Source organism: Gordonia bronchialis DSM 43247 (assembly GCF_000024785.1).
In the GTDB taxonomy this organism is placed as follows: Bacteria; Actinomycetota; Actinomycetes; order Mycobacteriales; family Mycobacteriaceae; genus Gordonia; species Gordonia bronchialis.
This window is the reverse complement of sequence record NC_013441.1, coordinates 2,695,652-2,708,537: the sequence shown is the minus strand read 5'-3', so window position 1 is coordinate 2,708,537 and position 12,886 is coordinate 2,695,652. Positions and strand designations below refer to the sequence as shown.

Genomic DNA, 12,886 nt, shown 5'->3' with positions numbered 1-12,886 from the left:
GCCGTCGTTCAAACCCGCCGTGATCCGCCGGCCCCTTGCCGCCGGTTCAGGTTGCCGCCCGGTCAGTGCGCGAGGCCGGCGTCCTTGCTGCCGTAGGCGTCGCGTAGTCGTGGCTTGACCACCTTGCCGCCGGCGTTGCGTGGGAGCTCGTCGATGATGACCAGATCCTTGGGGTGCTTGAAACGCGCGAGGTTCTCGTTGAGGTACGGCTCGAGTTCACTCAGGGTGAGATCGTCGGCACCGGGCGCGAGTACGACGACGGCGACCGGCACCTCACCCCACTTCTCGTCGGCGCGACCGATGATCGCGGCCTCGGCGATCTTCTCGTGCCCGAAGAGCACGTTCTCCACCTCGGCGCAGTAGATGTTCTCCCCGCCCGAGATGATCATGTCCTTGGCACGGTCGACGACGTAGAGAAAACCTTCCTCGTCCTGGCGGACGAGGTCGCCGGAGTGGAACCACCCCCCGCGGAAGGCGTCCGCGGTGGCTTGCGGGTTCTCCCAGTAGCCGGCCATCAGATTGGGGCCGCGATAGACGATCTCGCCGACCTCACCCGGCTTGACGTCGTTCATCAGCGGGTCGACGATGCGTGCGGTCACCGCGGGCACCACCTTGCCGACCGAACCGATCTTGCGCATGGCGTCGCGGCCCTCGAGCACACACGTCACCGGCGACATCTCGGTCTGCCCGAACGCGGTCATGTTGAGGGCGTCGGGGAAGGACTGATTCATCGCGGTGAGGACACTGTCGGAGGCGGGTGCGGCGCCCCAGCTGATGTTGCGTAGCCGCAGTGTCCGCGGCCGGGCCTGCTGAGCCGCGCACACCGCTTGCCACTGCGCGGGCACCATGAACACCGACGTGGTCCCCTCGCGTTCGAGGGTGTCGAGCATCGCGTCGGGATCGAAGGCGCCCAGCGGGTGGATCACCACGCGCACCCCGCGATAGAACGCCGGCGCGAAGTTGCCGATCCCGGCGATGTGGAACAGCGGCGGCACGATCGAGGCGATGTCCTCGGAATCACCGTGGGCGGTGGCGATCGTGGTGACCGCCTGTGCCTGCAGGTTGGTGTGGGTGAGCATGGCGCCCTTGGGCTTTCCCGTGGTGCCAGACGTGTACATGATCAACGCGACGGTGTCCTCTGGGACATCGACCTCCGGTAGATCCGACGAGCCTTCGCTCAGCAGGGTCTCGTAGTCCAGCGCCTCGGGGGTGTCGTCGGCGTCGACGACGATCAACGTGTCGATGGACCCGGTCGATGCGCTCACGGCGCCGGCGAGTGGTGCGAGCATCTTCTCGGTGACGATCACCCGGGCACCACTGTTGTCCACCAGATAGGCGACCTCGGCCGGACTCATCCGGATGTTGACCGGGACCGGGATGGCGCCGATCAGGTTCGCACCGAGGATGGCTTCGATGTACTCGGTCCGGTTCAGCAGAGCCATCAGCACCCGATCACCGAACTTCACGCCGTTGCGGTGCAGTGCGGCACCGAAGGCCCGCGACCGTTCGTCGAGCTGCCGCCACGTCGTCGAGGTGTCGAGATACCGAATGGCGATCGCGTCGGGCTGCATGAAAGCATGCCGGCGGACCTGGTTGTTCCAGTGGTTGCGTCGCGAGCGCAGCGGCTCGGTCACCAGATTGCTGGTCGGATCCACGGCAGCGGTCATACTTCTCCCCCTCACACTTGGGACACCTACGTCGTTCTGTGTCCTCGCTCACACAGTAGAGCCAATGTGAGGTGTGTTGGGCAATTCCGACGTCAGAGGAGCGGAGTGGGAGTCCAGCGTCGGCTCCCCTACGACCAGCCATCGCCCGACGGGGCACCGACCAAGCCGCCGCCGCTGAAGAACTGACGTTCAGGGATGTCAATCAGCAGGGGCGGCCGGTTTGATCAGCAGGGATCAGGAACTCGTCACACGCGAGCCGCGATCGGACCAGGCCGCGCTGTTCTCGATGGCACCGATGATGCGGGGGCGGAGTTCGGCGGCCTTGATGACCGCGTCCACCGAACCGACCTCGACGGCACGCTGGATGCTGTGCACCGCATCGAATTCGGCGGCCACCTCACCGATCTTCTCGGCTCGCACCGTCTGCCGCGTGTCGGCGAGTTCGGCGGCCAGCGCCGAGCGGTCGACACCGGAGGCCCCGCCGAGCTTGGCTTCGAGGTCCCGCACACGGGGGTCGGCCGAGACACGCTTGCCGACCTCGCCGGCGAAGACCACCGCGGCCGCGGGCGCACCACCGAGAACCGAGGCGAAGGATCCCTCGATCGCGAGCACGGTCATGTTGGGGTTCAACGCCTTCGAGAACACCACGAAGGCGCCGCCGTGATACCGCGAGATCACGCAGAACACGATGGGGCCACGGAAGTTCACGATCGCCCGGCCGATCTCGGCGCCGTATTCGAGCTGCAGCTTACGCAGCGACTCCGGCGACCCGTCGAAGCCCGATAGATTGGCCAGCACCACCAGTGGACGGTTGCCGCTGGCCACGTTGATGGCGCGGGCCGCCTTCTTGGACGACTGCGGGAACAGGGTGCCCGCGGTGTAGGTGTCCGGACCGTCGGTCGGCGTGTAGCCGCGCCGCTGCACCTCGCGGGACTCGATACCCAAGAGACACACCGGGATTCCGCCGAGGTGCACGTCTTGCACGACGGCGGTCTCGGCGTCGGCCATACCCGCCCAGCGTTCCAGCACGGGCAGATCCTGATCGGCGACGGCCCGCATCACCGTGCGGATGTCGAACGGCTTCTTGCGATCCGGGTTGGTGGCGCTGGAGAAGACGTCACCGACCGTGGTGAAGTCGCTGTCGGCGAGCACATGCGGGAAGTCCGAGATGTCCCGGTCGACCGGGTCGGCGGTGTCCGACCGGCGCGGGGTCTGCTCCCCCGGCAGCACGTAGGTGTGGTCGTAGTGCGACATCAGGATATCGCGTGCCGCACCGAGATTCGGCGCCCAGTACTGCGCCTGGCCGTTGGGGCCCATGACGCGGTCGTAGCCGCCGATGCCGAAGTTGTCCTCCGCCGACACGCCACCGGAGAAGTCCAGTGACTGCTTGCCGGTCAGCACCATCGCCGAGTCCGGGGTCATCACCAGGACGCCCTTGGTGTGCATCAGCATCGTCGCTTCGGCGTTCCAGTACGGCTGCGCGCCGACGTTGATACCCGCGACCACGATGTTGATCTCGCCGCCGGCCTGGGTGAACTCGACTACCCGCTTGAGGGCACGCGCCACCGAGTCCATGTTCTCGGTACCCGAATCCATCGAGATCCGTGCACCCGAGGACAGGGCGTACCATTCCAGCGGCACCTGCATCGACTCCGCGAGGTCCAGGGCGCCGATCACCCGGCTGCATTCCGGCTCCGACAGCGCGCCAAGCGATTTCGTCGGATCGCCGAGCAGGACGACGCGGGTGACACCCTCCGGGTACTTGTCGGTCGCGGTGGTGACGATACCGGCGACGATCGCGGCGGTGTTGCGCCCCTTCGGCCGGTCCACCGGAACCAGACGCTGTTCGGCGTCGAGGTCGTATTCGGCGAAATCGCCCAGCAGCGTGGCCAACTCGTAGGGGTAGACGGTGTTGCGCCGGGCCGCCCGCAGGACTTTCTGCCGATACTCGTCGACCGGCTCGATGGGCTCGCCGGTGGAGTCACCGACCGTAACCTCGATACCGCCGGTCGCGTTCAGCGTGAACCGCACCGAGACCTTCTTCAGCTCACCGGATTCCGAGTCGCGGCGGCGGGCGATGAGCTGGATCTCCTCGAGGCCCACACCGGAGGTCATGCCGCGGATGTGTGAGGCGATCGTGTACAGGTCGTGATCGCTGACCTCCATCGGCGGCCAGATGTACATGACGACCCGGTTGGTGTTGGCCGTCCGGTTGCCCTGCCGCTGTGCGCGACGGATGGAATCGACGCAGGAGGCCAGGGTGGTCTCCGCCGACGGGATGGTCAGCAGCCGGCCGTCGTTGTCGCGCATGGCGGTCAGGTCACGGACCTGCGCGAAGGCGATCAGCCGATCATCGGACGGATTCTCCTTGGCCACGCAGCGGAACAGGTACACCTCTTCGTCGTCGGCCGAGGGCAGGCGCGTGAGATCGAACTTGTGCAGACGCTCGAGCTGCATGCGCTGCGCGATGTAGGGATGCAGACCTCGGATCAGCCGTTCCTCGGCCATACCGGTGGCCGACGGGCGGAATGTGAAGTGGTGATGCATACGGGCGTCGCCGCTGCCGGCCACCGTGACGGTGACGCGATGGACCTGATTGGGCAGTGCATTGGCCGCGATGATCTCGTGCAGCGTCTGCGCCATGGTGTCGAACTCGTCGGGCTGCTGTTCCCAGCTGAGGTAGATGTCGGCGTCGATGGACGCCGAGTCCCGGGCGAGTTCGGCGAGCCCGCTCATCGTGTCGCCGAGCCGCTCGAAACTGACCGCCGCCGACACCAGACGTGACCCGTTGCGGTCGGCGATGACAAAGGTGGCTCCCCCGGCTTCTTGGATCCGGACGCCGGACAACCCCTTGTTGCCGTAGTAGCGACGGGTGAGAACCTCGAGCATCACCGTGTTGTCGGTGTTGCCGCGGACGATCCGCTGGCCGAGGATGCGCACCAGCGGTTCGGTGGATCCGACCATCTCGGCGATGCGTTCGGCCCGATCGGGGGTCTGCGGATTCTCGTCGAGGTAGCGCAGTTGCTTGCGGACGTCGTTGTAGACACGCGCCCGGCTGCGCCGCAGCAGTGGCTGGCCGTACCAGGCGTAGACGACGCCACGCGCCAGATCGGCGACGGCCGGGAACCGGACCTGGGTGGCCGCCACGAGACGGTCGAGGGCACTGCCGACCGGTCCGCGAAGCTCTTCGCGCGGAGTCGGTTCGGTGAGCCACTCGCGCAGCAGGGTGGTGATCACGGCTGCCGAATCCGCCGGATTCTGCAGTGCGAGGAAGATCCGGAAGACCGCGCTCTCCAGCTCCGGCGTCCGATCGAGTTCGGTGACGCCGTAATGTCCGAGCGCCCGCCCGAGCTGCGTGTGGAAGGACTCCGGCAGCCCGTCCCGCTCGACGTCGAGGCTCTGCAGGTAGGTGTGGAAGTTCTCGCGTGCGCTGTGCACGTGCTCGACGCCGAGATCCTCACCGGTCGGCCGATTCTGGCTCAGCTCGGCCAGATCGGCGAAGACGGTGATGAGTTCCAGCTCGTCGGCCAGCGGCCGGCGCCCACTCTCCAGCGCGGCATGCCGCACGGTGAGGTAGTCGTCGAGCGGGCGGGTGCGGTGCTGCGGGTCGACGTCGTACCCCAGGAGCTGACTGCGCAGATCCTCCTGGGTGCGGGTGGTCCGCTCGTGCGGTTCGACGTGTGTGGGCTCGGCGGGGAGTTCGAGTTCGACGGCGTCGGTGGTGTCGGTTGCCGCGTCGTCATCGTCATCGTCGTCGTCGGCGAGGGGTTCCAGGCGCAACAGGGTCGCGCCGGTCTCCACCTGCGTGCCCACCGACACCAGGCACTCATTGAGCCGAGAGCGCACCGGAGCGCGCAGCACGGTCTCCATCTTCATGCTCTCCAGAACGAGAACCGGTGCGCCGGCCTCGATTTCGTCGCCGACCTCGAGGGGGGTCGCGACCACGAGCGCCGGTGCGGGCGATCGCACCACACCACCCTCGTCACGGCTCACCCGGTGCGTGATGCCGTCGACGTCGATGAGATGGACAGGGCCGTGGGTGTCGGTGACCAGGCGATAGCGCACCCGGTTGACCACCATCTGGGCGGCGTGGTCGTCGAACCGCTCGAGGTCGACATCGGCGGTGTGCGTCTGGGTGCCGGCCTCGATGGCGATGCGGAACCGGTGGGCGCCGATGCGCGCCACCCGGACCCGGTAGGCAACTCCGCGCAGCTTGAGATCGAGGGGCGCACCGCTGTCGTGCTGGACCTGCGGCCGGCCACCGGCCGCGGTGGACAGCAGGCGCTGCCGCTCGACGGCCTCGCCTTCCTCATAGGCGTCGATGGCGGCGGCGGCCAGCGCGATCGCGGAGTGCTGGTGGGCCACGAGCCCGCCTTCGGCGCGGACCCGGTCGATCCAGCCGGTGTCGGCGCTGCCGTCGATGACCTCGGGCTGGTTGAGCAGCTCGAGGACGAAGCTCTTGTTGGTGGAGCCGCCCTCGATGATGACGCGGGTCTGCGCCATCGCCCGGCGCAGCCGGCCCAGTGCTTCGTCGCGGTCGCTGCCGTAGGCGATGATCTTGGCGATCATCGAGTCGAAGTCGGCGGGGATGGTGTCACCCTCGCTGACCCCCGTGTCGACGCGGATACCCGGGCCGGCAGGCAGATCGAGCAGGGCGATGCGGCCCGGCGACGGAGCGAAGTCGCGATCGGGATCCTCGGCGTTGAGCCGTGCCTCGATGGCGTGCCCTCGCTCGACCGGCGGCTGTCCCTCGAGACGCCCGCCGGAAGCGACATGCAGCTGGGCACGCACCAGGTCGAAGCCGTTGGTGATCTCGGTGATGGGGTGCTCGACCTGCAGGCGGGTGTTGACCTCGAGGAAGGCGAACAGCTTCTCGCCGGGGTGGTACAGGAATTCGACGGTCGCCGCCCCGCGGTAGCCGACGGCGACCGCGAGCCGCTCGGCGGAACCCTTCAACTCGGCCACCTGCTCGGGTGCGAGCACCGGCGACGCCGATTCCTCGATGATCTTCTGATTGCGGCGCTGCACCGAGCAGTCACGCACACCGAGCGCCCAGGCGGTGCCCTGACCGTCGGCGATCACCTGGACCTCGACGTGGCGGGCGCCGGTCACGAGGCGTTCGAGGAACACGATGCCGCTACCGAAGGCGCGGGCGGCCTCGTCCCGGGTGCGTTCGTAGGCGTCGACGAGATCGGCGTCGTTGGTGACGACGCGGATGCCGCGACCGCCGCCGCCCGCGGTGGCCTTGAGCATCAGCGGGTAGCCGATCTCGGCGGCTGCGGCCTTGGCCTCGTCGACGGTGTCGACCGCCCCGCGGCTCCAGGGAGCGACCGGGACGCCGACCTCCTCGGCGATGAGCTTGGCGCCGATCTTGTCGCCCAGCTTGCGCATGGCCTCCGGCGACGGTCCGACGAAGGTGATCCCGATCCGCTCGCAGAGCTCGGCGAAGAGCGGATCCTCGGCGACGAAGCCCCAGCCGACCCAGGCGGCGTCGGCGCCGGTCTCGAGGAGTGCGCGTTCGAGGACCTTGAGGTTCAGGTAGGGCCGCGCGGCGGCGGGTCCGAGGTCGAAGGCGATGTCGGCTTCACGCACGAACGTGGCGTCGCGGTCCACATCCGTGTGGAGTGCGACAACCTCGATCGGCTCTCCGGTCTCGGCAGACAATCCCCGAACGGCGTGGATGAGTCGCATGGCGGCCTCACCGCGGTTCACGATGGCAATGCGGGTGAACATCACCGAGTCCCTTCTCTCGTCAGATCGGCATGCGCCGAGTGCGGACCCGGATGATTGTTTCGGAAGTTTTTCGTACGCGCGAGTACGCTCCCCGAAACCACCCCCGGGATCTGCTGGTCGCGCCGGCGGTGACGTCGGGAGGCAGGGACCGGAGGTGGTTTCGTCGAAGGCTCACGCGGCGAGAAAGACGTCGATCTGGTTGATCGCCTCGGTGGCACCTTCGATCATTCCCATGTCCAGGACCTGCTGCAGCGCCTCGGCGGTGGCATAGGTGCTGGTGTAGGTCACCAGTGTGCGCCCGTCGCGCTCGGTGAACGTGTACACGCTGCTCGACTCGGGCATCGACTCGATGGGCGTGAAATCCTGATCGGCGAAGCCGTCGACGAACCGGAAGCTGTGGGGTTCGTCGACCTCCTGGATCTTCCAGTAGCCCGGATACTTCTCGCCCTCGGGGCTGGTCATGAAATATGTCACTCGCCCGCCCGGACGGAATTCGTGGTCGACGACGGTGGCCGGGTAGGTGGGCGGTCCCCAGATCTTCTCGAGCTGACGTGGGTCGGCATAGATCTGCCAGACACGGTTCACCGGGGCGGCGAATTCGGCCGTGATGGTCAGGGTGCGGGTGTCGGCGTCGTGGGTGACGTTGGTGACGGGCATTGCTCAGTCCTCCGGGATCGGATTATTCGGATTGTCGGTTGCGGTGTCGCTGGCGAGCAGTTCGTCGATGCGCGCGATGCGGCCACGCCAGACCTGTTCGAGATCGGTCAGCATGCTCGACACCGCTCGCACGGCGTCCACGTCGCCACTGGCGATCTGCTCGCGGCCGTTGCGCCGTTTGGTGAGCAGCCCCGCCCGCTGGAGAACGGCGACGTGCTTCTGGACCGCGGCGAAGCTCATGTCGTAGCGTGCCGCGAGTGCGGTGACCGAATGCTCGCCGGCGAGCACGCGCCGCATGATGTCGCGGCGGGTGCGGTCGGCGAGCGCGTGGAAGAGGGCGTCTGCCCTGTCCTCATCCGTCTCGGCCACGTCCCAAATATACAACCAAATGGTTGTACGTTGTCAACCCCTCCGCGCTCGCCGGTGTCCGGCTCGGCACCCCGGTCGGAGACGTCGCGCCGCGGGCTATCGTGACTGTGTGACGGGTCGTGGGCTCCTCGGCAGGATCGAGATCATCGGTGCCTGATCACCGAATGCCTCATTACTGACGGGTAGGACCCCAACGTTCGGCGCAACCCCACCCACGACGCGATACTGGTAGCGCTGAAACGCTCGACCCATGCGATCCATGTGGTGAGTGACGAGAAACCGGAAACGAAGGCGGGTTATGAACGCGAAGCAGCCGACCATCATCTACACACTGACCGACGAGGCGCCCATGCTGGCGACGCACGCGTTTCTGCCGGTCATCCGGGCGTTCGCGGATGCCGCCGACATCAATGTGGAGACCAGCGACATCTCCGTGGCCGCACGCGTGCTCGCGGAGTTCGACGACTACCTCACCGAGGAACAGCGCGTTCCCGACAATCTCGGTGAATTGGGACGGCTGACCCAGAATCCGGACACCAACATCATCAAGCTGCCCAACATCAGCGCCTCGGTGCCGCAGCTCGTCGCCACCATCAAGGAATTGCAGGACAAGGGATACAAGATCCCCGATTTCCCCGGTAACCCCAAGACCGACGAGGAATCGCAGATTCGCGATCGCTACACCAAGTGTCTCGGCAGCGCAGTGAATCCCGTTCTGCGCGAGGGCAACTCCGATCGTCGCGCACCGCGGGCGGTGAAGGAGTACGCCCGAAAGCACCCGCACAGCATGGGCAAGTGGTCGATGGCGTCGCGCACCCACGTCGCGCACATGACCCACGGCGACTTCTACCACGGCGAGAAGTCCACGACGGTCTCCGGCGACCGCGAGGTGCGGATGCAGCTCACCACCGCCGACGGCGAGACCATCGTGCTCAAGCCCAAGGTGTCACTCACCGACGGCGATGTCATCGACTCGATGTTCATGAGTCGCAAGGCCCTCATCGAGTTCTACGAAGAGCAGATGCAGGACGCCTATGAGACCGGCGTGATGTTCTCCCTGCACGTCAAGGCCACGATGATGCGTGTCAGCCACCCCATCGTGTTCGGTCACGCCGTGAAGGTCTTCTACAAGGACGCCTTCGCCAAACACGGCGAGCTCTTCGACGAGCTGGGCGTGAACGTCAACAACGGCCTGTCGGATCTGTACAGCAAGATCGAATCGCTGCCGAGCGCGAAGCGCGAGGAGATCATCGACGACCTGCACAAGTGCCACGAGCATCGGCCCGAGCTGGCGATGGTGGACTCCGCCCGCGGGATCACGAACTTCCACTCCCCCTCCGACGTCATCGTCGACGCCTCGATGCCCGCGATGATTCGCGCCGGCGGCAAGATGTACGGCGCCGACGGCCGACTCAAGGACACCAAGGCGGTCAACCCGGAGTCGACCTTCTCCCGGATCTATCAGGAGATGATCAACTTCTGTAAGACCAACGGCGCCTTCGATCCCACGACGATGGGCACGGTCCCCAATGTCGGGCTGATGGCGCAGAAGGCCGAGGAGTACGGCTCGCACGACAAGACCTTCGAGGTACCCAAGGACGGTGTGGCCGACATCGTCGACAACGCCACCGGCGAGGTGCTGCTCACCCAGAACGTCGAAGAGGGTGACATCTGGCGTCTGTGCATCGTCAAGGACGCCCCCATCCAGGACTGGGTGAAGCTGGCCGTCACGCGGGCCCGCGACTCCGGGATGCCGGTGGTGTTCTGGCTCGATCCGTACCGCCCGCATGAGAACGAGCTCATCGCGAAGGTCCACAAGTACCTCAAGGACCACGACACCGACGGTCTCGACATCCAGATCATGTCGCAGGTCCGGGCGATCCGGTACACGATGGAGCGCCTGATCCGCGGGATGGACACCATCTCCGCGACCGGAAACATCCTGCGCGACTACCTCACCGACCTGTTCCCCATCCTGGAACTGGGCACCAGCGCCAAGATGCTGTCCATCGTGCCGCTGATGGCCGGTGGCGGTCTGTACGAGACGGGCGCCGGCGGGTCGGCACCCAAGCACGTCAAGCAGCTTCTTGAGGAGAATCACCTGCGCTGGGACTCGCTCGGTGAGTTCCTGGCCCTGGCGGTGAGTCTGGAGGACCTGGGCAAGAAGCAGGACAACCCGAAGGCCCAGATCCTGGCGAAGACCCTGGACGCGGCGACCGGCAAGCTGCTCGAGAACGACAAGGGCCCCTCACGCAAGGTCGGCGAGCTCGACAACCGTGGCAGCCAGTTCTACCTCGCCCTGTACTGGGCGAAGGAACTGGCCGCGCAGACCGACGATGCCGATCTGCAGAAGCATTTCGCGCCGCTGGCCGAAGCGCTGGAGGCCAACGAGGACGCGATCGTGGCCGAACTCAACGGTGTCCAGGGCGAACCGGTCGATATCGGTGGCTACTACGCGCCCGACAACGAACTGCTCGCCAAGGTGATGCGCCCGAGTGAGACGTTCAACAAGGCTCTGGAGGACGTGCAGAAGTAGCACGGGACCAGACGCGCCAGACGGGCGGCGGGGCGCAGGAAGCCCCGTCGCCCGTCTGGGTTGACGCGTAGGATCGGCCCAGGGCCTGAAGCAGTCCGGGTCGTCGTGACAGCCCATCAAGCTTCAACATGCTCGGAGGCACCATGACCGAGAGCAATTCCGTGTACACAACCCGTGATTCGGGCGCCCCGGCCGGAAGTGACGAACACTCCCTCACCGTCGGGGCCGGCGGACCGATCGTCCTGCACGATCACTATCTGATCGAGCAGATGGCGCAGTTCAACCGTGAGCGCATCCCCGAACGCCAACCGCACGCCAAGGGCAGCGGGGCATTCGGCACCTTCGAGACCACCGAGGACGTCTCCGCGTACACCTGCGCCGCGCTGTTTGCGCCAGGTGTCAAGACCGACATGGTAGTTCGGTTCTCGACGGTCGCCGGCGAGCGCGGCAGCCCCGATACCTGGCGCGACCCAAGGGGTTTCGCGCTGAAGTTCTACACCACCGAAGGCATCTACGACATGGTCGGCAACAACACGCCGGTCTTCTTCGTCAAGGATCCGATGAAGTTCCAGCACTTCATCCGATCGCAGAAACGCCGCGCAGACAACAACCTTCGCGATCACGACATGCAGTGGGATTTCTGGACGCTATCGCCGGAGTCGGCTCACCAGGTGACCTGGCTGATGGGAGATCGTGGCATCCCCAAGACGTGGCGTCACATGAACGGTTACAGCTCGCACACCTATCTCTGGGTGAACGCGCAGGGGGTCAAGCACTGGGTGAAGTACCACTTCATCACCGACCAGGGAGTGGAGTGTTTCACCCAGCACGAGGCCGATCAGATGGCGGCGGCGGACACCGACTTCCACACCCGCGACCTGTTCGAGACGATCGCGGGCGGCGGAACGCCGAGCTGGACGCTGAAGGTGCAACTGATGCCCTACGACGACGCGGTGTCCTACCGGTTCAATCCCTTTGACCTCACCAAGGTGTGGCCGCACGGCGACTACCCGCTGCACGAGGTCGGGAAGATGACGCTGCACACCAATCCGACCGACAACCACGCCCAAATCGAGCAGGTGGCCTTCGAGCCGAACAACGTGGTGCCGGGGATCGGGTTCAGCCCGGACCGGATGCTCCTCGGCCGCGTATTCTCCTACGCCGACGCTCACCGTGCCCGGCTCGGCTCGAATTACAAGGAGATCCCGGTCAACCGGCCGCGCAACGAGGTGCACAGCTACACCAAGGACGGTCACATGCGCATCCACCCGGTCACCGACCCGGTGTACGCGCCGAACTCCAAAGGTGGTCCCGCAGCGGTCTATTCCGGCCCCGACGAGCCCCAGTGGGCCGCCGACGGCGAGATCATCCGCTCGGCGTACGTGGATCATCCCGAGGACGACGACTGGGGTCAGGCCGGCACGATGGTGCGCGAGGTCTTCGACGACGCCGCGCGAGAACGTTTCGTGGACAACGTCGTCGGGCATCTCCTCAACGGGGTGTCCGAGCCGGTGCTGACGCGCGCCTTCGACTACTGGAGCCGCGTGGATCCGGACATCGGCGCACGCATCAAGTCGGGTGTGAGCGAGAAGCGGGATCAACCGGATCCGAAGGTCGACGATCAGGGCAACCCGGCCCGGACGTCGATGCAGGAGAAGGTCCGCTCTTCCTGACCGTCTCCCCGCAGAACACCCCAGGTGGTCGCGCACTACGCATCGGTGCGCGACCACCTGCGTGTTCTGGCGGCATCGCGTCGTCGCAAACGCGTAGTCGGCTACGCATGCCCCTGGTCCCCTGGGTTCGCACACTGATTGCACGGTGACATCCGCCATCGGCAGTGCGATCCCAGGGAGTCCGTCATGCCCAGCCCCGTCATGCCCAGCGCCATCATGCGCCACCCCGACGTGTGCCGGCCGGCGCCGGC

Annotated in this window: 6 protein-coding genes; 2 read left to right on the top strand and 4 right to left on the bottom strand. The window is 66.3% G+C overall.

The window, feature by feature from the left end; translation table 11 throughout:
- Positions 1–62: 62 nt before the first annotated feature.
- From fadD5 to GBRO_RS12525, 4 genes are all read right to left on the bottom strand, one after another.
- The gene (gene fadD5, locus GBRO_RS12540) at positions 63–1,667 is read right to left on the bottom strand and encodes a fatty-acid--CoA ligase FadD5 (RefSeq protein ID WP_012834318.1); all 1,605 of its coding nucleotides are present in this window, start codon (positions 1,665–1,667) and stop codon (positions 63–65) included.
- A 234-nt stretch (positions 1,668–1,901) separates the two neighbouring features.
- The gene (locus tag GBRO_RS12535; protein WP_012834317.1) at positions 1,902–7,400 is read right to left on the bottom strand and encodes an ATP-binding protein; all 5,499 of its coding nucleotides are present in this window, start codon (positions 7,398–7,400) and stop codon (positions 1,902–1,904) included.
- A 171-nt stretch (positions 7,401–7,571) separates the two neighbouring features.
- The gene (locus tag GBRO_RS12530; protein ID WP_012834316.1) at positions 7,572–8,057 is read right to left on the bottom strand and encodes an SRPBCC family protein; all 486 of its coding nucleotides are present in this window, start codon (positions 8,055–8,057) and stop codon (positions 7,572–7,574) included.
- Between the two features lie 3 nt (positions 8,058–8,060).
- The gene (locus GBRO_RS12525) at positions 8,061–8,426 is read right to left on the bottom strand and encodes an ArsR/SmtB family transcription factor (protein WP_012834315.1); all 366 of its coding nucleotides are present in this window, start codon (positions 8,424–8,426) and stop codon (positions 8,061–8,063) included.
- A 298-nt stretch (positions 8,427–8,724) separates the two neighbouring features.
- Here GBRO_RS12525 and GBRO_RS12520 point away from each other — a divergent pair, with 298 nt between their 5' ends.
- Positions 8,725–10,962: an NADP-dependent isocitrate dehydrogenase gene (locus GBRO_RS12520; protein WP_012834314.1), complete on the top strand. Its 2,238-nt coding sequence runs from the start codon at positions 8,725–8,727 to the stop codon at positions 10,960–10,962.
- 143 nt (positions 10,963–11,105) lie between these two features.
- A complete protein-coding gene (locus tag GBRO_RS12515; protein WP_012834313.1) occupies positions 11,106–12,635 on the top strand; it encodes a catalase in 1,530 nt (509 codons plus the stop codon).
- The last annotated feature ends 251 nt before the right edge of the window (positions 12,636–12,886 follow it).